Origin of the sequence: Nocardia altamirensis NBRC 108246, assembly GCF_001612685.1 — a bacterium.
GTDB lineage: Bacteria > Actinomycetota > Actinomycetes > Mycobacteriales > Mycobacteriaceae > Nocardia > Nocardia altamirensis.
Genome location: NZ_BDAY01000002.1, coordinates 48,825 through 69,668, shown reverse-complemented (window position 1 = coordinate 69,668; position 20,844 = coordinate 48,825). Strand labels below are relative to the sequence as shown.

Here is a 20,844-nt window from a genome sequence, read left to right as displayed (position 1 = left end):
CCGAAAATTTGGTTTGAGCTGCGTAAACACCGTATGGACAGCAAACGACCGGCTAGCGCATCATGGTCACTACGTCCGGTGCCGTTTGTCGGGGGAACGTCAAAGGAAACCCGCACGGATTGGAAGACCCATGTTCATCAGGAAATTGGTGGCGACAGCAGTATTCGCCATTGCGGCCACGGGCATCACCATGGCAACGGCACACGGAGAAGCACAGCTCGCCGATATCAGCGTGAGCGGAATCGACGGCTCGGTCGGCTACACGACCACCCTCGCGGCAGACCACTCGAATGCGCTGATCACCCTCGCCTCCGGCAAGTTCGTCCTGACCGAGGACGCGGTGCAGGTGGTCGCGGACGACGGCGCGGTCGTCGGCGCGATCCCGACCACGCTGCGCGTCGACGCGGGCCGGGCATTGACCGTCAGCCCCACATTGAACAGCGACACGTCGTTGACGCTGACCCCGACGAGCGGACCGACGGCCGCGGCGGTCAGTTCGCAGAACCTGCCCTTCATGCATACCGTCGGCGGCGGCGGAGCCATTCTCGCCGGTGCGGTGGTCGGCTGCGTGGTCGGCATCCTGATCGGGATCTGGTTCTTCCTGGTCGGCGCCATCTTCGGGTGCGCCATCGGTGCCGCCATCGGTGGGTTCATCGGCGCGGTGTCGTGAGTGTCCGCGCCGGAGCCGCCTAGCTCCGGTGCACAGAAGTTCCCCACCCGAACACGGCAGGCCAGGTCTGGAAACACCAGATCTGGCCTGCCGCTCAGGTTTACGGAACGGACCCGAATCGCTGCCCTCTGAAATAGGGGCACGGCGCGGCTGTCTGTAGCGTCGGCCCTCCCATCACTTCGACGAGGGCGAGGATCGACTGATGTTCACGTTCGCCAGACTTGCCGTGGCCGCCACCGCGCTGACAGCCATCGCGTTTTCCGGTGCAGGCACCGCGTCGGCCGCCGACAGCTGGATCGTCACCTACTGCCGTGGCATGAGCCCGAATGTTGTCGACGTGCCGTACTCCGGGCAGATCATCGGGGCGCAGTACAACTCGCCCGGCGTGCCGACCTTCACCATTCACGCGGGTGGCAGCGTCTGGGGCGGATACGGCACCGAGGTCACACTCAACTGGACCAACCTGGCGACCGGCGCCTCGGGTTCGGAAACCCAGCGTGGCTCCGTTGGTTTCGTGATCGGCAACGGCAGCACGATGTACTTCCGGCCGCCCACCGGCGGTGGTCCGGTGCGGACGGATTTCACGGTCCGCAACTCCGGCCTCCTTCCGCAGGAGGTCAATTGCTCAGGGGTGTCCGAGATCGCCTAGGCGATCAAGACACTCGATATGCCGAGGGCCCGGTCGTCGCGACCGGGCCTTCGTCATCGGCGGATCTGAATTCCGCTGCCCCGCACCGTCAGTGCACCCTATTTCTGCCTGGCCCGGTAGGCGGCGACAGCATTGCGGTTTCCGCAGGCCGTGCTGCAGTAGCGGCGAGATCGGTTGCGCGACAGGTCGAGCACGATCCCGGCACACGTGCTGTCGGCGCAGAGCGACAGCCTGCTCATCTCGTCGAACCGGATCACGTCGACCATCGCCATCGCGGTCTCGACGGCGATCCGCACCGGCAGCGGCGCCGAGGTCGGGGTCGCGTGAATGTGGTAGTCGACGTCGCCGTGTCTGGCCAGTTGCGGCACCGCCCGATGCTCGGCCAGTGTCTCGTTGACCAGCCGCACGGCCGATTCGCGGTCGCTGGTCAGCATCCGGCGCAGGGGTTCACGCAGCGCGCGGACCGCGGCGAGCTCCTCGGCGGTGCCCGCGTGCACGCCGGTGTAGCCGTGTCGCGCGAAAAACTCTGCCAGTTGGGCGATCTCGGTCAAGGTGTCCGGTTCCTCCGCCGAATTCACCAACTCCACCGCGGCGACCAGGGACGCCTCCGTGTCATGGTCAAAAGTCATGTTGACATATTACTCGATCGACCTTAGCGTCATTAGTCATGACGACGATGACTCATGACACAGCCGTTCAGCGGCGCCTGCGATCCGGATTGATCTTCGCGGTGCTCTCCGCATCGTCGTTCGGGCTCTCCGGACCACTGGCCCGCGGACTGATGAACGCGGGCTGGAGCTCGGCGTCCGTGGTGGCGGTGCGGGTCCTGCTCGCCGCCGCTGTGGTGCTGCCGATCGCGCTGACGCAACTGCGCGGCGACTGGGGGCTGTTGCGCCGCAACGCATCCCTGATCGCCGTGTACGGACTGGTCGCCGTCGGCGGCACCCAGCTCGCGTACTTCAACGCCGTCGCCCACATGGAAGTCGGGGTGGCGCTGCTCATCGAGTACACGGCGCCGATCGCCGTGGTCGGCTGGCTGTGGTTGCGGCACCACCAACGGCCCGGCAGCGCGACCGTCGCGGGCGCACTGCTCGGTATCACCGGCTTGGTCCTGGTCATCGACCTGCGCGCGGGAATGTCCACCAGCTGGATCGGCATCGCGTGGGCCCTCGCCGCCATGGTCGGTGCGGCAGGCTACTTCGTGCTGTCCGCACACGGTGACGGCAGCCTGCCAGGCACCGTGCTCGCCGCAGGCGGATTGCTCATCGGCGGGCTCGGGCTGCTCGCGGCCGGTGCGGTTGGCATCCTTCCACTGCACGCGACCACGAACCCCGTTGTCTTCGAAGGCTTCACGGTGACCTGGTGGATTCCGGTGCTGCTGCTCGGCACGGTGACCGCGGCGCTCGCCTACGTCTCCGGGATCGCCGCGACCCGTCGCCTCGGCTCCCGCCTCGCCTCGTTCGTCGGCCTCTTCGAAGTCCTTGCGGCACTGGTCTTCGCGTGGGCCTTGCTCGGGGAAGCACCCCGCGCGATCCAATTGCTCGGCGGCGCACTGATTCTCACCGGCGTCATCCTCGTTCGCCGCGGTGAGCCAGACGACTCGCCCGCCTAGGGACCGCCCACCGATCCGCACCCTTTCTGTGGATCCGCACTGGTTCCAGCAGCCCGGAAACAGTGCGGATCCTCAGAGAGGGTGCGGATTTCGGCTAGCCGTCCAGGAAGGTTGCGGGGGTGCGGCGGCGGCGGTCGACGGTGACGGCGAAGACGTCGGGGCGGGAGTAGTGACCGGCCGGGTCGAAATTCTGGCGCTCCCTGGCGATTTCCGCAGGATCGAGATCGGCGATGACGAGGCGCTCCTCGCCGACCACCGGCTCGACCAGCCAGTCGCCGTTCGGGCCTGCGACCGCAGAGCCACCGTCATAGCCTGCGGGCTTCCCGAGTGCGAGCAACTCGTCGCGGAGCGGGAAACCCGCAGGCACGTCGGCATAGTCGAGCACGGCGCCGACGGCCAAGGAGTAGACCCGGCCCTCCATGGCCACGAACCTGGTGATGTCCTTGGTATTACGTTTCGAACCGGGCCAGGTGGAGATGTGCAGGGTTTCGCCGTCGGCGTAGAGCGCATGCCGCGCCTGCGGCATCCAGTTCTCCCAGCAGGACAGCCCGCCCACCCGGAAAGCGCCGACCTCGTGCGTGCGCAGCCCGTGCCCGTCCCCGATCCCCCAGACCATCCGCTCCTCGTGCGTCGGCATCAGCTTGCGATGCGCGCCGACCACACCCCGAGCCGGATCGATCGCCACCAGGGTGCAGTACACCGTGCCGCGCACCCGCTCGGTGATCCCGAGGTAGCAGAACACACCGAGGTCACCGACGGCCTCGCGCACCGTCGCCACCTGCGGGCCGTCGAGCGTGACTGCGGCCTCCAAATAGCATGCGTAGGCGGCCTTCTGAACCGGATCGTCGAATCGCGCCCCGCCGGTGTCGGCCACCCAGATCGGATAGCCGGACAGAAACGTCTCCGGAAACGCGACAAGCTGCACCCCCGCCGCCGCAGCCTTCGTCAACCATTCGACAACAACCTTCGTCCCGGCCGTCGGGTCGAGCCAGGCCGGTCGCGCCTGAGCCGCAGCAATCCGCATCCCCCGATGCTAGTGCCGCCACTCGCTACCGGACACCCACTCGCCTGGCCTAGTCGAGACGCGGCGGCTAGCCAGATTCACTTGAGTCACTGGATGTTTCGGCCCGCGCCTCGAGATACTCGGGCGCGTCGACAAGGCGCAGGATCCGCCGACTGAACCCCGAAGACCACCCCAAGGTGGGATCGTTGACCACCACCGGCTCGACCAACCGCACCCGCCGACCCCGCATCTCGATCTCGAATTCCCCCGCCGCAAGCACATTCCGCACCCAGTCCGCACTTCGCCCGTAGGTCAGCGCGACGCAGTACCACTCACCGCGCCGAAACACACTGACCGGCGTCCGATACTCCCGCCCAGACTTGCGCCCCCGATGCACAACCAACACCAGATCCCGCGCCCGCCCGACCAACGGCCGCGCGGCCCGATTGGTAATCGCTCGATTGAATATGGCCAATGCCCGAGGTAACGGCATGGTCAGCCCTATCCCGGCCGGCCTTGGGTATCGGGATGAGCGCGGGGAATCCACCGCTGGAGTGTGTCGTCCCAGCCAAGAACCTTGCCGCGGAGCGCGGATTCGGTGGGATCGATGTCGAGCAGTGCGAGGCGGGCCTCGTCGGGCAGACCCTCGGTCACCAGGATCGCTGCGGCTCCTGGTCCGCCTTCGATGTCGAGAATGGCGGCGAGATCTGACGATTCGGCGCCAGTCCGGCCGAACCAGCGCTTACGGATCGTCCGAGGCAGCTGGACGACGCCGTCGGCGGTGTGCGCGGCAAGCGATTCCAGCAAGGCTTTTCCGTAGATCGCGACCACCGGGCCCAATAGTGCGGCGACCGTGGACAATTCGGGCAAGCCTCCTGGATTCGGCATGCCGTATCCGGGCTCCGACGAAGTTGGCGGCGCCACCCCCGGCGGCAGGGCGTCCCAGTCTGATCCATCCACGATGAGCAATCCCCCGATCATGTTGTTGCAGGCATGATCCTACGTCAGTGGGTGCTCGCGCGGAGTCCGTCGATGATGAGGTCGAGGATCCGGTCGATTCTGGCTGCGCCGCCGGTGGCGGGGTCGATCCGCCACAGGACGCTGAGTTGCAGCAGGACGTCCTCCGGGTCGAGACCTGGTTTGAGGGAGCCGTCTTCGGCACCCGCACTGAGTAATTGGGCGATGGCGGCGACGAAGGGGCGGTAGTACTCGTCGTCGAGGCCGCCGTTGGTCGCGGCGTGGATGACCTCGGCGGCACCGAATTTCCGCTGGGCGTAGCGGGCGACCTCGGCGCACCACAGCCGGAGGGCGTCGAGGGGTGGGTTGGCGCGCAAGAGGGTCGGCGCGAGGTCGATCAGTTCGCCGATCTGGTGCTGATAGAGCGCGAAGATCAGGGCTTCCCGGTTCGGGAAGTGGCGGTAGAGGGTGCCGATGCCGACGCCTGCGCGTTTGGCGATCGCGGTGAGCGAGACCTCGGTCGATTCGGCGAAGGCCGCGAGGGCAGCGGCGAGGATCCGCGCGCGATTGTTGCGGGCGTCGGTTCGGGTCGGCTCTGGTCTTGCCTGCGTCATTCGGGTCCTTCGTGCCTCGCTTGCGAAACGGAGGGGGCTCCGTTACCGTGGAAACCGGACCGGAGGCCCCTCCGTTTCATTCTGGCACACGGAGGTGAATCCGCATGGCCGAGCTGGTACTGGTAACCGGAGGAACCGGCTATGTCGCCGGGTGGTGCCTCGTCGAACTGCTCGGACGCGGCTACCACGTGCGCACCACCGTGCGGGACAAAGACAAGGCGAACGCGGTCACCTCGGCGGTGGCCGCCAAAATCGACCCGGCCGGACGGCTGAGCTTCGCGGTCGCCGACCTGACCTCCGACCACGGCTGGGACGCCGCGATGGCGGACGTCGACTACGTGCTGCACGTCGCCTCACCACTCGGCATCGCCAGCACCGGCAGCGCCGACACGCTGGTCGCCACCGCACGCGACGGCGCGCTGCGGGTGCTGCGCGCCGCGACCGCGGCCGGAGTGCGCCGGGTGGTGATGACCTCGGCGGCAAACGCGGCAAGCCCGTCTTCCTATGCGACAGAAGGCATTACCGACGAGACACTGTGGACCGATCCCGAAGATCCAACGCTGATCCCCTACCGCCGATCCAAGACCGTCGCCGAGCTGGCGGCGTGGGACTTCATGCGCGACAACCAGAGTCGCACCGAGCTCACCACGGTCCTGCCCGGCGCGGTCTTCGGCCCTGTCCTCACCGCCGCCAATACCGGCTCGGTCAGCATCATCGCGCGGATGCTCTCGGGCACCATGCGCGGCGTGCCGCGCATCGGATTCGAGATCGTCGACGTCCGCGACCTCGCCGACATCCATATCAAGGCGATGACCGCACCCGGCGCAGGCGGCGAACGGTTCTTGGCGACAGGCGAGTTCACCTGGATGCGGGATATGGCGCAGACCTTGCACACCAAGCTCGGCGCGCAGGGCAGCGCCGTCGCCACCCGGCAGCTCCCCGATTTCGCGGTCCGGCTCTTCGCCCGCCTGGCCGACCCGTCGCTGCGCGAGATCACCCCCGCCCTCGGCCGACGTAATCGGCACAGCATCGAGAAGGCCGAGCGTGTCCTCGGCTGGCGGCCGCGCCCCGCCGAGCAGGCGGTGCTCGACTGCGCCCGCAGCCTGATCGCCATCGGCGCTGTGTAGTTCCGCGCCTTCGACGCTGCAATCCCGACCGCCCTCCAGCGCTCCACCGCCCACATCGAGTAGCAACAGAGGCCATGCGACGCCACGTCGTCAGCCCAACGCCGCGTCCGCTTTCCGCCAGCGCCCGCACCGCGGCGACGGCACCGTGGCCCTATGCATCGCGTAGTTGATCTCAAGGTCCTGTATTTCGGCACCCCGGTCGTGTTGATCAGTACCCGCAACCCGGACGGGACGGCGAACCTGGCACCGATGTCGTCGGCGTGGTGGCTCGACGATCAGTGCATGCTCGGGATGAACACCGGCGCACAGACCACCATCAACCTGGCCCGTGAACGCGAGTGCGTGCTGAACCTGCCCTCCGCGGACCTGGTCACCGCCGTCGACCGGCTCGCCCTGCTGACCGGTTCGCCGACACTGTCACCGCATAAGGTCAACAAGGGCTACCGGCACGAGCCGGACAAGTTCGGCGCCGCCGGGCTCACACCGGTCCCGTCCGATCTCGTCGCCGCCCCTCGGGTGGCCGAGTGCCCGATCCAACTCGAATGCGAGCTGCTCTCGGCCGCGCCGTTCGGCATCGATACCGACGCCATCGCACACACCGTCCGGGTCGTGCGCGCCCACGTGGCCGACGACCTGGTCCTGCCTGGCACCCAGTACATCGACCCGGTCGGGTGGGATCCCTTGATCATGAAGTTCTGCGAATTCTTCGGCGGCGGCGCACAGGTGCACCCCTCCCGGTTGGCCGAAGCGTGGCGGATGCCGCATCCGGAACCGAGTCGCTGAACGGTCGGTCCCGGTGACCGGGACCGTGTGTCGCACTGCGCCGGAAACGGTCTGAGCGGCAGCTTCGCTCGCTATCGTCGGAGATCAGCGTCGCGCGCCCGCCAGGCACGTCGTGTCAGCACCCGCGCGCCAGCACGGATCGGAGTGCGCCTGATGGGATTTCGCGAGCCCGAACTGCCGGTGGTCGACATGGCGGAGTGGAGCAAGGGCACCCGCGGCGAGCGGATCCGGCCGATGGCCAGGCATTGGGCCGAGGTCGGCTTCGGCACCCCGGTCGTGCTGCACCTGTTCTATGTCGGCAAGGTCGGCCTCTACATCCTCGGCGGCTGGCTGATCGTCCTGTCCACCAAGGGCATCGACGGGTTCACGGCCGTCGGCGACTGGTGGTCGGAGCCGATCGTCTTCGAGAAAGTGGTGCTGTACACGCTGCTGTTCGAGGTGATCGGGCTCGGTTGCGGGTTCGGGCCGCTGAACAACCGGTTCGTGCCGCCGTTCGGCTCGATCCTGTATTGGCTGCGGCCCAAGACCATTCGGCTACCGCCGTGGCCGAATCGGGTGCCGCTGACAAAGGGATCCAGCCGCACGCCGGTGGATGTCGCCTTGTACGCGGCGCTGCTGGTGCTGACCTCGATCGCGTTGCTGTCCAACGGCACCGGGCCGATACCGGCGCTGGACACGACGGTCGGGATCCTGCCGACCTGGCAGATCGCCGGAATCCTCGGCGTGCTCGCGGTACTCGGGTTGCGCGACAAGGTGATCTTCCTGGCGGCGCGCGGCGAGGTCTACGCGCCGCTCACCATCGCGTTCCTGTTCACCGCCGCCGACCCGCTGATCGCCGCGAAGGTCGTTTTCCTGGTGATCTGGATGGGCGCGGCGATCTCGAAGCTGAACAAGCATTTTCCGTTCGTGGTGTCCACGATGATGTCCAACAGCCCGGTGGTGCGCCGAAAGTCGCTCAAGCGCAAGTTCTTCGAGAACTTCCCCGACGATCTGCGGCCAGGCAGGCTGTCGCGTCTCGTCGCGCACGCCGCCACCGCGGTGGAGCTGGCCGTTCCGGTGGTGTTGTTCTTCGCGCACGGCGGCTGGCCGACGGCGATCGCCGCGTTCGTGATGGTGTGTTTCCATCTCGGGATCCTCACCGCCATCCCGATGGGAGTTCCGTTGGAGTGGAACGTCTTCATGATCTTCGGCGTCGGCACGCTGTTCGTCGCGCACGCCGATCTCGGCCTCGGCGAGCTGACCCGACCGGTGCCGGTGGCGCTGCTGTTCGTGGTGGTCGCAGGCACGGTGATCGCGGGAAACCTGTTCCCGCGCAAGATTTCGTTCCTGCCTGGCATGCGTTACTACGCGGGCAACTGGGATACGACGCTGTGGTGCGTGAAACCGTCGGCGGCCGCGAAGATCGACGCGGGCATCGTCGCGATCGCCAGCATGCCGCAGGCGCAGCTGGAGCGGTACTACGGCAAGGACCGCGCCCAGATCCCGATGTATCTCGGCTATGCCTTCCGCGCCATGAACACGCACGGGCGGGCGCTGTTCACACTCGTGCACCGGGCGATGCCTGCGAGCCGTGAAGACGAGTACGTGGTCACCGAGGGCGAGCGCCTCTGCAGCACCGCCGTCGGCTGGAACTTCGGCGACGGCCACATGCACAACGAGCAGCTGATCGCCGCGATACAGCAACGCTGCCACTTCGAACCGGGCGAGGTGCGCGTCGTCCTGCTCGACGCCCAGCCGATCCACCGGCAAACCCAGGAATATCGCCTGGTAGACGCTGCTACCGGCGAGTTCGAGCGCGGTTATGTGAAGGTCGCCGACATGGTCACTCGGCAACCGTGGGCCGACGATGTCCCCGTGTACGTCCACCCTTGACGGCCAGACCAGAGGAACAAGACACCGGTAGGTGCCGCCGCACAGGAAAACCGGTCAGCGCGTCACCGGCGATGCGCCGCGTCGTACCACTGATGCGGAACGGACCAATCCCAGCACTCCACGTCCTTGGCGTCGGCGGGGTTGGCGCCTGCCCACTCGACGTAGCAGCGAGCGGAGCCGCCGACGCACGCGCCGATGAGGATGAGACCACGGACCAGGTGGCGCCACATGGGGCGTATTGATACGCGTCGCCGCATTGCGACCTCCTCGGCACGACAGGTGGTTCTGAGCAGAGGCATTGCCTCTGATCAGGGACGATACCGGCGAGCGGCGGCGAACGGAGGTAAACGCGGACTTCTGTCCGGTGAGCGGTATTCGCCGGGAACGAGACTCGACTCACAACCCGTGGTCAGCGGGCTATGACTGAGTCGCGCGCCGACCCCGCACCCGCTGCGCGTGCCGTAATGTCGCCGCTGTGATGCCGAGCGAAGTCGAGGAGTGGCGCGCGGGCGGGCGACAGGTGCGCACGCGGGCGGGCACGCTGTTCGTCCGGTCCGCCGCGGGCGCGGGGCCGACTGTCGTTCTGCTGCACGGCTACCCGTCGAGCTCCTTCGACTTTCGCGACATCGTCGGCCGACTGGGCGGCCGCGCCTGGCTGACCATCGACTTCCTCGGCTTCGGGCTGTCCGACAAACCGCGGCCACACCGCTACAGCCTGTTCGAGCATGCCGACACCGTCGAAGAGATCGTCGCCGCGAACACCGCAGGCCCGATCGTGCTGCTCGCACACGACATGGGCACCTCCGTCGCCACCGAGCTCATCGCCCGCGACATCGACGGGACGCTGACCTGCGCCCTCGACCGCGTGGTCCTCAGCAACGGCAGCGTCATCCTGGAGAAGGCGAGCTTGCGGCCGATCCAGCAGATCCTGCGCGGCCCACTCGGACCGGCGGCGGCGCGGCTGGCGAACCGCCCGGTGTTCACCCGTGAGTTCGCGCGATTGTTCTCGGCCCGACACCCTTTGACGAAGGAGGAAGCCGCAGCGCAGTGGGCGTTGCTCGCGCACGCACGTGGTCATCGGATCGCGCATCTGCTCACCGCCTACCTCGACGAGCGCGTCACCAACGCGGCGCGCTGGCACGGGGCGGTCCGCGACTGGGACAAGCCGCTCGGCTTCCTCTGGGGGACTGCGGATCCGGTCGCCACCGTCGCGGTTCTCGACGGTCTTCGCGCGTTGCGCCCGGCGGCCCCGGTACTCGAACTCGCAGGCCTGGGCCACTATCCACAACTCGAGGACGCCGAAGCGTTCGCCGCGGGCGCGAGAACGCTGCTGGCGATCGACGGATCCTGAGCGTCGTCGTCGTAGATTCGACTGCCACATAAACCGTTTGGCTGCGGTCGAGCCGGGAATGTCGCGAACAATCGGTGCGCAGGCATCGGGAGAGCGATCCAGAGGAGTCATGCACGTGACACGAAGCGCCCTAGTTCTCGCCGCCGCTGCCGCCGTACTCGGCGCCGCACCCGCTGTCGCCACCGCCGAGGCGCCGCCTGCGATCGGCGGCGGCTCCGGCATCACGATCGACGAGGCCGTCGGCTGCACCTTGACCACCATCGGCCGCGACAGCGAGCAACGGCTGGTCGGCTTGACCGCAGGACACTGCGGCAAGCCGGGCGCACGCGTCGCGGCCGATATATATCCGAGCTATGGGACAGTGGGTCGCATCGTCCACTCCGATTCCCGTCTGGATTACGCGGTCATCGAATTCGATCCGCAGCGCGTCACCCCGATGAACCACGTCGGCGGCACCACCATCACCGGAATCGGCGGCCCCGCACAGTTTCCCGCGATCACGTGCAAGCGGGGCAGCACCACCGGGACGAGCTGTGGCGTGGTCTGGGGCGATGTCCGGTCCACCAACACCGAGACCTGGACCCAAATGTGTGTGATGAAGGGCGATTCCGGCGCTCCGGTGGTACTCGGCACCACTCTGGTCGGCATGGTCAACGCCTATTACGGCATCGGCTGTTTCGGGCCGGAAGTCGGCACCAACATCAACGCGATCATGGCCGACCTGGACGCCCGCGGCGATATCGGCACCGGATATCAGCCGCTGTAACCGGATTTCGTCGCAGGCTACGGCAAATAGGGCGCGAGCTGCGGAACAGCTTCGGCCACATGATGCGCGTACAGGCCTGCGCCTATCCCCACGAAATGCCAACAAGGTTGGGCCCGAACGAGTTTGCCGAGCACTACCCCGGTGTGCGGGCCGTTACCGATTGCGCACCTGGCAATTTCGGTGCCGGTCATGGTGTCGAGCAACCGGTAGTACACGTTGTCGATCTGGGCGAGGCTCTGTCCCGAGTAGCTGGTGACAAGAAGGATCACGCTCGTCACCTGCGGGTCGATCTGCGCCAGCTCGAGACTGATCACCTCGTTGTCGCCGCGCCCCTCCCCCGTCGGGCTGTCGCCGCTGTGGCTGATCGCCGCGTCACGCGAACCGAGCTGCTCGTGATACACGGCGTCCACCAACTGGTCGCCGGCGAAAAGCACTGCCGCCGAATTCAAGTCGACCCGGCGCTCCGCGTTGATCGTGCCGTCGACTTCGGACCATATCGCGGCGGCATCCCACCCCACCGCCATGGCGACCTGCTCGAGCGCGGTGCCAACGGAATCGACCAACGGCATGGACACCGGGGTCCCCTTTCTCGGGGGCGACCACGGCACTCGACTACCGCAACGCCTTGTTCTCGGATCTACACGGGCCGCTTGCTTCGGTGCCGCCGCACCCGCCGCACCCGCCGCGCCTGCTCACCGTCGAGCGACTCGTCGCCGTTGACGATGCCGGGGCAACTGTCCGATCGAAGCCGAAACAGCCCGCACCAGCCGCATACCCGCCGACGCACACTCCAATCGGCCGACGCTCGGCAACCTACTGTCGTTGGCATGGCGACCCCTGATTTCATCCACACTATCCGCGCCGCCGCCGGTCCCCAACTGCTGTGGCTCCCCGGCGTCAGCGCGCTGGTCTTCGATGACGACGGCAGGCTGCTGCTCGGGCGCCGCGCCGACACCGGCAACTGGGCGATCATCGCGGGCATGCCCGAACCCGGCGAACAGCCCGCCGCCTGCGCGGTACGCGAGGTCTACGAGGAGACCGCCGTGCGCTGCGTCGCCGAACGCATCGTCCTCGTCCGGGCCATGCCGCCGCACACCTACCCGAACGGCGACATCTGCCAGTTCATGGATATCGCCTTCCGCTGCCGCGCGATCGGCGGCACGGCCGCGGTGAACGACGACGAATCGCTGGAAGTCGCGTGGTTCGACCTGTCGGACCTCCCGCACCTGCCCGAGTCCGACCTGCTGCGCATCCGGCACGCATGCGTGGACGGACCGACCTGGTTCGAACCCGCGCCGTGAACCCTGACGGTGCGCTGAATTCGGACAGGAGTTCGGTATTCTGCAGCGAGTTTCCCCGCGTGCATTCCTGAGCGACATCGTTCTGCCGAACTTCGAGGGGAGTATCCGTGCGTCGGCTCGGTGCGTTGATGATCGTTGCGCTGTGCGCGCTCGGGTCGGCCCCATCGGCCACTGCCGAGCCTGCGATTTCGGCGGTCGCGCCGACCCGTCAGCTGCTGTATCCGGAAAGCAGCTTTTATCCACGCCTGATTCGGCTGCAGCACAGCGGCGCGGCCAACGGCACCATTGTGGCCAGCGTCAACACGCTGCAACAACAGGGCGCAATCGTGGCGAGTACGGACGGCGGCAAGACTTTTCAGCAGCGCGGCACCATTACCGACCCGATGGCGACCAAGGGTGGACAGCTCTGCTGTGCGGCACTCTTCGAGCTGCCGACGGCGATCGGCGAGTTACCGGCGGGGACGCTGCTGTGGGCCGACACGGTGTTCGTCGACCTGTTCGAAGTCGTGCTGCGCCACGTCGAACAACGACTGTGGGCAAGTACCGATCACGGCGCGCACTGGAAGTTCGTGTCCACCATCGCCGAATCCAACAGCGTGTACTCCCCCACCGACTGGGGACCGATCCTGCCGAGCGCGTGGGAGCCGAGCTTGTCGATGGCGGCGGACGGGCAGCTCGTCGCCCACTACTCCGATGAAACCGACAACCTCAGGCACAGCCAGAAATTGGTGCAGGTCCGCTCGCCCGATGCCGTGCACTGGGTGAACCAGACCGACACCGTGGTGAGCGACGTCCGCACGGTCCGGCCAGGCATGGCGAATGTCATCACGCTGCCGGACGGCACCTATTTCATGAGTTACGAGATCTGCAAGACCGACCGGATTCACCAGTGCCTGGCCTATTTTCGCCGCTCCACCGACGGCTGGAACTACGGCGATCCGCGATTCCTCGGCACGATGGTGCGTATCGGCGCCGGCGGCGGCTATACCCAGCACGCACCCTTCCCTGCCTGGAGCCCGGGGCCCGGCCCGAACGGCACCATCCTGCTGTCTGGCCAGATGGTGTCGAGCGTGGACGGCACGATGACGGCGAACACCGGCCGAACCATCCTTGCCAACGACAGCTTGGGCAAGGGCCGCTGGTACGAGATCCCCGCACCTGTCACGATCGACGACATCACCGATGCCCCGTGCAAGAACTACAGCTCGGCGTTGTTGCCCGCACCGGACGGCAGCTCGGTTTTGGAGGCCGCGACCGATCTCGACAGCGACGGGGTCTGCATGGCCTATTACGCGTCGGGCCCGCTGATCGGCCCTGCGGCGCCCGGCAAGTAGCGCCTACTTGGCGATGGTGAAACTGGACCCGTTCTTGGCGAGCGCACCGGGGTGCACCTCACCGTTCGTCGCACCGATCGAGTAACCCACCGTCTTGTAGGCCGACAACGGTTTTCCGTCGAGCTTCACATTGCTGAATTCGACCGGGCTGAACGACGGCAGCGAACTGTTGAGCTGGCCTTCGAGAATGACTTCCGCGGTCTGCACGGGTGCGTCGGTCTTCGCGACGGTGGTCCGCGTCCATTTCTGGGTCTTGTTGGTCAAGGTCATCGTGTAGGCGGCGCCGTCGAAGCTCACCTCGGCCGCGATCTTGTCTCCCGGCGCCGACGAGACGTCTTGATAGATCACCGGATTCGCCGGATACGCTTCCCACAGCGCCATCCGGTACACCTCTTGCGTGCAGGCCGCAGCGCCCTGGGCCGAGCCGGTGCCGAGGACTCCGCACGCTCCCGTCGCGGCGTTGCCGAGGTGCAGATTCGACGTCTGGGCGGCCCGTACCGCGTTGCGGAACCATTCCGGGTTGTTGACGATGGTCGCGCTCGCCAGGTTCACGATCGCCAGGCCGGGCAGCGAGGCGAGCGTGCCTGCCGCGCTCACACACATCGCCTCGGTACCGGTCTGCATCAACGGCAATGCGGGCTTGCCGTCGACCAGCGTCCCGTTCAAACCGACCCAGGCCACGACCCGCTGAATCACGCCGGTGTCGGTGCACGACACCTCAGGCTCGACCCATTCCGCGGAAATACTCTTGAATTTCCCGAAGACCACATACCCCGCCCAGTTGGTGCCGCGAACGGTGGCCGGACCACCGTCCGGCGCCTTACTCGGCGGGGCTTTCGGCGCCATATTCGGTGTGGTTGTCGCCGTCCCGGCATCGGCGTGCGGCGCGTTCTGCGCTATTGCGGACGACGGCGAAATCAGCACTGCCACGAGCGCCCCCACCACCGACGCGGTGATACGCCTTCGAATTCGCGTCCGACTCGGGGATGTCTTCATGACAGCAACAATAGCCGAAAAGCATGGTAGACACGTCGCAACGCGCAGCGGCATTTACGCAGGTAGCAACCACTTTTCGAGAGGTGCAGCGGCAGCTGACCTGCATCACAGCATGATCACCCTTCCGCGTGTCGCTCAGTCACAGCGCGTTCGGTATGCGTGCCCTTACCCAGGCCGCCGCCGACCGAAACTCGGCGTTCGAATCTAATTCATTCTCGATCACTTCGGAGTGGCAGCATCACAGCGCCGAATATTAATGATTTCCTGAATTGGCACTACCGGCTTCGAGGTTCAACCATCGGATACGGAAGGACGGAATCGCCGATGCGGTATGTCATTCCTACGATCGCGGCAGCCGTTTGTGCGGTATTTCTCGGCATGGCTCCCGCACACGCCGTCGCCACGGATTGCCACGCTCCGGACGCGCCCGCCATTTGTGCGAAACCGTCGGCACTCACGAATGCCTACTCCGCCGGTTCGACGCTCTCGATCCCCAAGGCCACGGTCAGAGCGATCGCCATGGGCATCGTGCCGCCCCATCATTTCTGGGCGTTCGACAACATCATCACGCGAGAAAGCAGCTGGAATGTCTTCGCGCGCAATCCGGAAAGCGGGGCCTACGGACTCGGCCAGGCGCTACCGCCGGAGAAAATGAGCACGCACGGGCTCGACTGGCCGTTCAATCCGGTGACACAGATCCGCTGGACCTACGACTACATGAACAAGCGTTACGGCAGCCCGATCGGCGCATGGGAATTCTGGCAGGCCCATCACTGGTACTGACCGACCTACCGTGAATCACCGTCCTGGCACCGGAATTTCCTGCCAGAACCCGCAGCGATGTTCCTTGGCGACATCCGTGGTGGTGAGAGCGTCCGGCTTCAGAACGAGCGATTGATCGCCGGTGTGCCGCGGCCAGTCGGGCAGCCCGCGGCCGTTCGGATCGCCGGTGCGCACGAACGCCGACCAGTACCGAACCATCTTGTCCGACAGGTCACGCTGCGCCTGGCTCGCAGGCGCGCGTTCCGCGCCCATGTCGAACAGATACGGCAGTTCGAACGCGTGCGACGCGCCGAGCGGGAACGGCGTCGGCCCGCCGAAGACCGGGGCGGCGTTGCGGTCGGCGAATTCGTAGGCATAGACCGGACCGGTCCGGATCATGGACTTCGCCGCGTCGGCGATCGGGCACGCGAAGGTGTTGTCGGTCAGCACTGCCGACCAGGCCAGCGCGGGCTGCGGATAGCCGGTCAACGGGTACAGCGCGGCCACCGCGTCGGCGTGCACGCCGAACTCCTGGAGCAGCTGGGGATATCGCTCCGCGGTCACCTGCGGCTCGAGCGCGAACAGGGTGCCCTCGTCGCTGTTGACGCCGATCAATACCGGCACCTTGGCCGCCTTGCCTGCCCGGAACGCGGCGAGCGGCGCCTCAGGCAGCAGGGGTTGCCCGAAGATCGGCCCAGGCAGTTCCGGCCCGGATCCGGTGTACCGCAACGGTGTCGCCGCCACTTGCTCGGCCGGCGCCGCGCGCAAGCATTGCGCGGCCGCCGGTTCGGCACATCCGAGGGTCTGCGCGTATTGCTCGCTGGCGGTGACCGCGGTCTGCCGATCGGCCTGCAGCTGGCACGGCCCGCTCTGCAGGATCGCGCCGTGGAAAAGGCGATCCGAGGCGGGCGACACCAGGTGATCGCACACCGACATCGCACCCGCCGACTCCCCGGCGATGGTCACCTTGGCCGGGTCACCGCCGAAGGCGGCGATGTTGTCGCGCACCCAGCGCAACGCCGCCTGCTGATCGAGCAACCCGAAATTGCCGACCTGGCCGTTGTCGTACGCCAGTGCCGGATGCCCGAGGAAACCGAGCGCGCCGAGCCGGTAGTTGATCGTGACCACCACCATGTCACCGGCGTTCACCAACCGGGTCGGGTCGTACAGGCTGCCGCTGCCACTGATGAATGCGCCGCCGTGAATCCACACCATGACCGGCCGGTGCTGCGCGGCGGTGGTGCGCGGCGTCGACACGTTCAGGAACAGGCAGTCCTCACTGCCGCTGAGCTGCCCCTGCCCGAACGACCGCTGCGGGCACTGCGCTCCAGGCTTCGTCGCGTCGCGCTCCTGCGACCAGATCGCCGGGGCCACCGGTGGTTTCCAGCGCAACTCGCCCACCGGCGGTGCGGCATAAGGAATTCCGGAGAACACCCGCGCACGGTCGGTCAGCGTGCCGCGCACCGGTCCGAATTGCGTATCGACGACAGTCGATTCGGTCGCCGGTCGCTCTGCCGCGCCACCGCACGCGGTCACCGCGCCGATGACCGCAACGACGACGGCGAATACCGCGGCCAGCTGCCGCAGGCGCGCGCCGGGGGTCGTCTTGCCGGAGTCGGGGCGGTCAGTTCTCATCGCGAAATCTCCCTGTCGACCCAACTCCCTCATACCCCCTGGAGTCTACGGGCGGCGTGCCCCTTATCTTCTTTGTCGGCCGGTGGACGTGCGCATGACGACTCTTCCACCTTCCCAACCACACCGCAACCGATCGGTCGCACTTATTGGGATAGGATTGTCGACATGACGAACAGGCTTCCGGTCGCCGATGGCCGCCGCGCGCGCGGTGAACGGTCACGGAGCACAGTGCTCGACACCGTCGTCGCCCTTGCGTCCGTCGACGGCCTCGACGGGCTGAGCATGGGCCAGGTCGCCGCGGCCGCAGGCGTGAGCAAATCCGGCCTGTTCTCGCTCTGGCGCGACAAGGAAGAGCTGCAGTTGGCCGCCGTCGAACGGGCCCGGCAGCAGTGGGCGGAACTGGTGGTGCGGCCCGCCCTGCAAGCGCCGCCCGGAATCCTGCAACTGTGGCGACTGCACGAGTCACGCCTGGCGTTCTACACCGACAAGGTGCTGCCCGGCGGTTGCTTCTTCGTGGCCATCCAATCCGAGTTCGACGACCGGACCGGACTGGTACACGACCTGCTCCGCCAACACGCCAAGGAGTGGGACGAGTACGTGCAGTCGATCATTCGCGGCGCGATCGACGCCGGACAGCTGCGGCCCGACACCGACCCCGGCGTCCTCTCCTACGAAATCGACGCACTCGGCTTCGCCGCGGTGACCCGGGCTCGCCTGCTCGACCCCGACTCCGCGTACGCCCATGCACGCGCGGCCGTGCTCGGCATACTGCGGGCCTGTGCGACCGATCCGTCGATCCTGCCTGCGTCTTGATCCCGCAATCGATCCGCGAACTGTGCACTGCGACAACGACGTCGCCGATCTCAACGGCCCCTTGACAGCTGGTTCCGCACAGGGGGCCGTCAGGGCGTAGTGTTTTCCCCAGAGTTTCCCTGCCGCGACTGGGCAGAAGAGGTGATGCGAACGGTGCAAGCTCGAACAACAGACCCGTTCGTCCATCCGGCACTGTTCTACAGCGACAGCGCGGAGTACCTTGCGGGCACCATCGGATTCATCAGAGCAGGCCTCGCCAACGATGAACCGGTCGCCGTCTCGGTCCCCGGCCCCAATCTCGCGCTGATCCGCGCCGAACTCGGCGCCGATGCCGAACACGTCAAGCTCATGGACATGACGGTCGAGGGCCGCAATCCCGGCCGCATCATCCCCGGCGTGCTGCGCGCCTTCGCCGACACCCACCGGGACGGTCGGGTCAGGATCATCGGCGAACCCATCTGGGCGGGCCGCTCGGACACCGAGTATCCCGCGTGCGTCCAGCACGAAGCGCTGATCAACGCCGCGTTCGCGGGGCGCGAAGTCTCCATCCTGTGCCCGTACGACCTCGACCGGCTCGACCCGATCGTGCTGGCCGACGCGCACGCCACCCATCCGACCCTGATCGACAGCAGTGGCGAACGTGCCAGTGCCGCATACGATCCCGATCACATCGTGGCCACGTACAACCGGCCGTTACCGACACCGCCCGCCGATGCCGAGACCATCACCTTCGATGCCACCGCCCTCGCAGCCACCAGACATCGCGCCGTCGACTACGCGCGCGAGGCAGGCATGACCGAGGAGCGCATCATCGATCTCGAACTGGTCGTCGCGGAGACGACGACCAACTCGGTGGTGCACGGCGGCGGCAGCGGCACCCTCGCACTGTGGGTCGAGGGCGCACAGGTGCGGTGCCAGGTCCGCGACGCGGGCCACATCACCGATCCGCTGGCCGGTCGTCGCCCGCCGGAGCCGTTTCAATTCGGCGGCCGCGGTTTACTTCTGGTCAACCATCTGAGCGATCTGGTCCGCATCTGCACCGGCGTGGACGGCACGACCGTCCAGACGGATCTCCGCCTCTCCTGACGGCGCGGCGACCAATTGCCTTCCGGCAGTTCACTTACCGGTGAAATTGGCCTTGCGTCGCTCGATGAACGACTGAATACCCTCGGCGCCGTCGGCCGTGGCGAAGAGCTTGGTGACGTCGCCGACCAGATGTTCGGCCGCGGCCGCGTTGCCTTCGTCGCGCGCCCGATGCGCGGAGGCGAGGATGGTGCGCACACCCAATGGCGCTGAGTCCTCGGCAATTTCGGTCGCCAGCGTCCGCGCCGCGGCGAGTGCCGTTGCGGCGTCGGGGGTCACCTGCTGCACGAGCCCGATCCGGTAGGCCTCGGCGGCGTCGAACTCGGCGCCGCTCAGCACCCAGCGCATCGCGTTGCCCCAGCCCGCTTCACGCCAAAAGCGCAGTGTCGCACCGCCGAACGGATAGATGCCACGCTTGACCTCCAGCTGACTGAACCGGGTGCCCTCGGCGGCGATCCGGATGTCGGCGGCCAGCAGCAGCTCGATGCCCAGCGTCATGCACCAGCCCTGTGCCACCGCGATCACCGGCTTGGTCCAGCGGTAGTCCAGCCGCCACGGATCGACCCCGTCGTCGGGGTAGGTGATCGCGCCGCCCGCCAGGGCAGGCGCGACGTCGACCAGGTCCAAGCCTGCGGTGAAGTGCTCGCCGTGCCCGAACAGCACGCCGACGCGCAGATCGTCGTCGTTCTCCAACAGCGCGTAGGCGCGCGAGAGCTCGGCGAGCATCTCCAGGGTGAAGGCGTTGCGCTTGTCCGCGCGGTTGAGTCCGATGAGCAGAACGTGTCCGTCGCGTTCGACGGTGACGGTGTCAGCCATGCGGCCCAGTCAACCGCAGAATTATGGTGTATGCAATAACCTAGAGGGATACGACCTGGTCAGCGACGTTCACGAGCTCGTTTCCACTCCGGTCGACGCCCCTGTCAGCTGCCGGAAGACCTCGGCGATGTATTCGATGCGGGCGTCCTCCAGCTCGGGGCGCGGATAGGTGACACGGAAGATCGCCTCGCCGTCGAACATGTGCGCCATCGACGTGGCCAACAAGCGGGCGACCTCGGCGGGCACCAGCGGCGTCAGCGCCGCGATCGCCACGCTCTCGACATCGTCGATCAGCGCGCGGGCGACCGGAGCGAGCCTGGCCCGCAGTTCCGGTTCGGTGCGCGCCGCCACCAGCAGTTCGAACCACACCGCGTTGGTCTCCTCGCGGATCCGATTGCGCCCGCGGTGCAGGATATGGGTGAGATCCAGTGGGCGGTCGTTATTTTCGCGTTGGCGAAGATTGTCGAAGGCTTGCATGTGCCGACGACCGACCTCCTCGGCCGCGGCGACGACCAAATCGGTGCGCGAGTCGAAATGCCGGAAGATGCCGCCCTTGGATACGCCTGCGCGGCGGCTGATCTCGCCGAGCGAGGCATTGTGGTAGCCGACCTCGGCGATCGCCTCGATGGTGGCCTCGACGAGCTTGGCGATGGTGGCCGCACGACGCTGCGCCTGCGTGCGACGTGGCACCGGCGTTGCC

At 66.9% G+C, this 20,844-nt stretch carries 24 protein-coding genes; 13 read left to right on the top strand and 11 right to left on the bottom strand.

Annotation, left to right across the window (positions count from 1 at the left end):
• Window positions 1-130: 130 nt before the first annotated feature.
• Both NA11_RS00340 and NA11_RS00335 read left to right on the top strand, forming a co-directional pair.
• Entirely contained in the window at window positions 131-670 is a 540-nt protein-coding gene (locus NA11_RS00340) for a DUF8020 domain-containing protein (protein ID WP_069159648.1), read from the top strand.
• Between the two features lie 202 nt (window positions 671-872).
• On the top strand, window positions 873-1,319 hold the full coding sequence (locus tag NA11_RS00335; RefSeq protein ID WP_069159647.1) for a hypothetical protein: 447 nt from the start codon (window positions 873-875) through the stop codon (window positions 1,317-1,319).
• Between the two features lie 98 nt (window positions 1,320-1,417).
• On the opposite strand, the gene NA11_RS00330 is transcribed toward NA11_RS00335, so the two are convergent.
• On the bottom strand, window positions 1,418-1,948 hold the full coding sequence (locus tag NA11_RS00330; protein WP_069159646.1) for a CGNR zinc finger domain-containing protein: 531 nt from the start codon (window positions 1,946-1,948) through the stop codon (window positions 1,418-1,420).
• A gap of 38 nt (window positions 1,949-1,986) precedes the next feature.
• On the opposite strand from NA11_RS00330, the gene NA11_RS00325 reads away from it, so the two are divergent.
• Window positions 1,987-2,931 (top strand): EamA family transporter, encoded by a 945-nt coding sequence (locus tag NA11_RS00325; protein WP_069159645.1) that lies wholly within the window; start codon window positions 1,987-1,989, stop codon window positions 2,929-2,931.
• A gap of 94 nt (window positions 2,932-3,025) precedes the next feature.
• Here the strand turns inward: NA11_RS00325 and NA11_RS00320 are convergent, their stop codons facing one another.
• From NA11_RS00320 to NA11_RS00305, 4 genes are all read right to left on the bottom strand, one after another.
• On the bottom strand, window positions 3,026-3,955 hold the full coding sequence (locus NA11_RS00320) for a carbon-nitrogen hydrolase family protein (protein ID WP_069159644.1): 930 nt from the start codon (window positions 3,953-3,955) through the stop codon (window positions 3,026-3,028).
• A 67-nt stretch (window positions 3,956-4,022) separates the two neighbouring features.
• Window positions 4,023-4,409 carry a nitroreductase family deazaflavin-dependent oxidoreductase gene (locus NA11_RS00315; RefSeq protein WP_369691105.1) on the bottom strand — a complete coding sequence of 129 codons (387 nt, stop codon included), beginning with the start codon at window positions 4,407-4,409 and terminating at the stop codon, window positions 4,023-4,025.
• A 26-nt stretch (window positions 4,410-4,435) separates the two neighbouring features.
• Window positions 4,436-4,822: a hypothetical protein gene (locus tag NA11_RS00310; protein ID WP_141717290.1), complete on the bottom strand. Its 387-nt coding sequence runs from the start codon at window positions 4,820-4,822 to the stop codon at window positions 4,436-4,438.
• Between the two features lie 116 nt (window positions 4,823-4,938).
• Complete coding sequence (locus NA11_RS00305; protein WP_069159641.1) at window positions 4,939-5,505, bottom strand: TetR/AcrR family transcriptional regulator; 567 nt, start codon at window positions 5,503-5,505, stop codon at window positions 4,939-4,941.
• A 104-nt stretch (window positions 5,506-5,609) separates the two neighbouring features.
• On the opposite strand from NA11_RS00305, the gene NA11_RS00300 reads away from it, so the two are divergent.
• The 3 genes from NA11_RS00300 to NA11_RS00290 all read left to right on the top strand — a co-directional run bounded on the left by NA11_RS00300 (window position 5,610) and on the right by NA11_RS00290 (window position 9,287).
• The gene (locus NA11_RS00300; RefSeq protein WP_069159640.1) at window positions 5,610-6,632 is read left to right on the top strand and encodes an NAD-dependent epimerase/dehydratase family protein; all 1,023 of its coding nucleotides are present in this window, start codon (window positions 5,610-5,612) and stop codon (window positions 6,630-6,632) included.
• A 153-nt stretch (window positions 6,633-6,785) separates the two neighbouring features.
• Complete coding sequence (locus NA11_RS00295; RefSeq protein WP_069159639.1) at window positions 6,786-7,415, top strand: flavin reductase family protein; 630 nt, start codon at window positions 6,786-6,788, stop codon at window positions 7,413-7,415.
• Between the two features lie 153 nt (window positions 7,416-7,568).
• Window positions 7,569-9,287, top strand: coding sequence for a DUF3556 domain-containing protein (locus NA11_RS00290; protein WP_069159638.1), 1,719 nt, complete (start codon window positions 7,569-7,571; stop codon window positions 9,285-9,287).
• Window positions 9,288-9,349: 62 nt separating this feature from the next.
• Here NA11_RS00290 and NA11_RS44530 read toward each other — a convergent pair whose 3' ends face one another.
• Complete coding sequence (locus tag NA11_RS44530; RefSeq protein ID WP_141717289.1) at window positions 9,350-9,544, bottom strand: hypothetical protein; 195 nt, start codon at window positions 9,542-9,544, stop codon at window positions 9,350-9,352.
• 221 nt (window positions 9,545-9,765) lie between these two features.
• Here NA11_RS44530 and NA11_RS00285 point away from each other — a divergent pair, with 221 nt between their 5' ends.
• Both NA11_RS00285 and NA11_RS00280 read left to right on the top strand, forming a co-directional pair.
• Window positions 9,766-10,638, top strand: coding sequence for an alpha/beta fold hydrolase (locus NA11_RS00285; RefSeq protein WP_069159690.1), 873 nt, complete (start codon window positions 9,766-9,768; stop codon window positions 10,636-10,638).
• A 109-nt stretch (window positions 10,639-10,747) separates the two neighbouring features.
• The gene (locus NA11_RS00280) at window positions 10,748-11,404 is read left to right on the top strand and encodes a chymotrypsin family serine protease (RefSeq protein WP_084653817.1); all 657 of its coding nucleotides are present in this window, start codon (window positions 10,748-10,750) and stop codon (window positions 11,402-11,404) included.
• Window positions 11,405-11,421: 17 nt separating this feature from the next.
• Here NA11_RS00280 and NA11_RS00275 read toward each other — a convergent pair whose 3' ends face one another.
• On the bottom strand, window positions 11,422-11,973 hold the full coding sequence (locus tag NA11_RS00275) for a TerD family protein (RefSeq protein WP_069159688.1): 552 nt from the start codon (window positions 11,971-11,973) through the stop codon (window positions 11,422-11,424).
• Window positions 11,974-12,231: 258 nt separating this feature from the next.
• On the opposite strand from NA11_RS00275, the gene NA11_RS00270 reads away from it, so the two are divergent.
• Window positions 12,232-12,705: an NUDIX hydrolase gene (locus NA11_RS00270; RefSeq protein ID WP_069159637.1), complete on the top strand. Its 474-nt coding sequence runs from the start codon at window positions 12,232-12,234 to the stop codon at window positions 12,703-12,705.
• A gap of 107 nt (window positions 12,706-12,812) precedes the next feature.
• The gene (locus NA11_RS00265; RefSeq protein WP_084653813.1) at window positions 12,813-14,039 is read left to right on the top strand and encodes a hypothetical protein; all 1,227 of its coding nucleotides are present in this window, start codon (window positions 12,813-12,815) and stop codon (window positions 14,037-14,039) included.
• A gap of 3 nt (window positions 14,040-14,042) precedes the next feature.
• Here the strand turns inward: NA11_RS00265 and NA11_RS00260 are convergent, their stop codons facing one another.
• Window positions 14,043-15,035, bottom strand: a complete 993-nt coding sequence (locus tag NA11_RS00260; RefSeq protein WP_167837515.1) for a G1 family glutamic endopeptidase — start codon at window positions 15,033-15,035, stop codon at window positions 14,043-14,045.
• A gap of 324 nt (window positions 15,036-15,359) precedes the next feature.
• On the opposite strand from NA11_RS00260, the gene NA11_RS00255 reads away from it, so the two are divergent.
• Window positions 15,360-15,818 carry an aggregation-promoting factor C-terminal-like domain-containing protein gene (locus NA11_RS00255; protein ID WP_245745630.1) on the top strand — a complete coding sequence of 153 codons (459 nt, stop codon included), beginning with the start codon at window positions 15,360-15,362 and terminating at the stop codon, window positions 15,816-15,818.
• A gap of 15 nt (window positions 15,819-15,833) precedes the next feature.
• Here NA11_RS00255 and NA11_RS00250 read toward each other — a convergent pair whose 3' ends face one another.
• Window positions 15,834-17,432: a carboxylesterase/lipase family protein gene (locus NA11_RS00250; RefSeq protein ID WP_069159634.1), complete on the bottom strand. Its 1,599-nt coding sequence runs from the start codon at window positions 17,430-17,432 to the stop codon at window positions 15,834-15,836.
• Window positions 17,433-17,597: 165 nt separating this feature from the next.
• Here NA11_RS00250 and NA11_RS00245 point away from each other — a divergent pair, with 165 nt between their 5' ends.
• Entirely contained in the window at window positions 17,598-18,245 is a 648-nt protein-coding gene (locus NA11_RS00245; RefSeq protein WP_069159633.1) for a TetR/AcrR family transcriptional regulator, read from the top strand.
• A 153-nt stretch (window positions 18,246-18,398) separates the two neighbouring features.
• Entirely contained in the window at window positions 18,399-19,331 is a 933-nt protein-coding gene (locus NA11_RS00240; RefSeq protein WP_245745628.1) for a sensor histidine kinase, read from the top strand.
• Window positions 19,332-19,361: 30 nt separating this feature from the next.
• On the opposite strand, the gene NA11_RS00235 is transcribed toward NA11_RS00240, so the two are convergent.
• Both NA11_RS00235 and NA11_RS00230 read right to left on the bottom strand, forming a co-directional pair.
• Entirely contained in the window at window positions 19,362-20,144 is a 783-nt protein-coding gene (locus NA11_RS00235; protein ID WP_069159631.1) for a crotonase/enoyl-CoA hydratase family protein, read from the bottom strand.
• Between the two features lie 69 nt (window positions 20,145-20,213).
• Window positions 20,214-20,834: a TetR/AcrR family transcriptional regulator gene (locus NA11_RS00230; protein WP_084653810.1), complete on the bottom strand. Its 621-nt coding sequence runs from the start codon at window positions 20,832-20,834 to the stop codon at window positions 20,214-20,216.
• Between the last annotated feature and the right edge of the window lie 10 nt (window positions 20,835-20,844).

Excerpts from the sequence above, each read along its gene's own strand:
- NA11_RS00340 (WP_069159648.1), top strand. The coding sequence starts at position 131 with ATGTTCATCAGGAAATTGGTGGCGACAGCAGTATTCGCCATTGCGGCC.
- NA11_RS00335 (WP_069159647.1), top strand. The coding sequence starts at position 873 with ATGTTCACGTTCGCCAGACTTGCCGTGGCCGCCACCGCGCTGACAGCC.
- NA11_RS00330 (WP_069159646.1), bottom strand. The coding sequence starts at position 1,948 with ATGACTTTTGACCATGACACGGAGGCGTCCCTGGTCGCCGCGGTGGAG.
- NA11_RS00325 (WP_069159645.1), top strand. The coding sequence starts at position 1,987 with ATGACGACGATGACTCATGACACAGCCGTTCAGCGGCGCCTGCGATCC.
- NA11_RS00320 (WP_069159644.1), bottom strand. The coding sequence starts at position 3,955 with ATGCGGATTGCTGCGGCTCAGGCGCGACCGGCCTGGCTCGACCCGACG.
- NA11_RS00310 (WP_141717290.1), bottom strand. The coding sequence starts at position 4,822 with ATGCCGAATCCAGGAGGCTTGCCCGAATTGTCCACGGTCGCCGCACTA.
- NA11_RS00305 (WP_069159641.1), bottom strand. The coding sequence starts at position 5,505 with ATGACGCAGGCAAGACCAGAGCCGACCCGAACCGACGCCCGCAACAAT.
- NA11_RS00300 (WP_069159640.1), top strand. The coding sequence starts at position 5,610 with ATGGCCGAGCTGGTACTGGTAACCGGAGGAACCGGCTATGTCGCCGGG.
- NA11_RS00295 (WP_069159639.1), top strand. The coding sequence starts at position 6,786 with ATGCATCGCGTAGTTGATCTCAAGGTCCTGTATTTCGGCACCCCGGTC.
- NA11_RS00290 (WP_069159638.1), top strand. The coding sequence starts at position 7,569 with ATGGGATTTCGCGAGCCCGAACTGCCGGTGGTCGACATGGCGGAGTGG.
- NA11_RS44530 (WP_141717289.1), bottom strand. The coding sequence starts at position 9,544 with ATGCGGCGACGCGTATCAATACGCCCCATGTGGCGCCACCTGGTCCGT.
- NA11_RS00285 (WP_069159690.1), top strand. The coding sequence starts at position 9,766 with ATGCCGAGCGAAGTCGAGGAGTGGCGCGCGGGCGGGCGACAGGTGCGC.
- NA11_RS00280 (WP_084653817.1), top strand. The coding sequence starts at position 10,748 with ATGCACGTGACACGAAGCGCCCTAGTTCTCGCCGCCGCTGCCGCCGTA.
- NA11_RS00275 (WP_069159688.1), bottom strand. The coding sequence starts at position 11,973 with ATGCCGTTGGTCGATTCCGTTGGCACCGCGCTCGAGCAGGTCGCCATG.
- NA11_RS00270 (WP_069159637.1), top strand. The coding sequence starts at position 12,232 with ATGGCGACCCCTGATTTCATCCACACTATCCGCGCCGCCGCCGGTCCC.
- NA11_RS00260 (WP_167837515.1), bottom strand. The coding sequence starts at position 15,035 with ATGAAGACATCCCCGAGTCGGACGCGAATTCGAAGGCGTATCACCGCG.
- NA11_RS00255 (WP_245745630.1), top strand. The coding sequence starts at position 15,360 with ATGCGGTATGTCATTCCTACGATCGCGGCAGCCGTTTGTGCGGTATTT.
- NA11_RS00250 (WP_069159634.1), bottom strand. The coding sequence starts at position 17,432 with ATGAGAACTGACCGCCCCGACTCCGGCAAGACGACCCCCGGCGCGCGC.
- NA11_RS00245 (WP_069159633.1), top strand. The coding sequence starts at position 17,598 with ATGACGAACAGGCTTCCGGTCGCCGATGGCCGCCGCGCGCGCGGTGAA.
- NA11_RS00235 (WP_069159631.1), bottom strand. The coding sequence starts at position 20,144 with ATGGCTGACACCGTCACCGTCGAACGCGACGGACACGTTCTGCTCATC.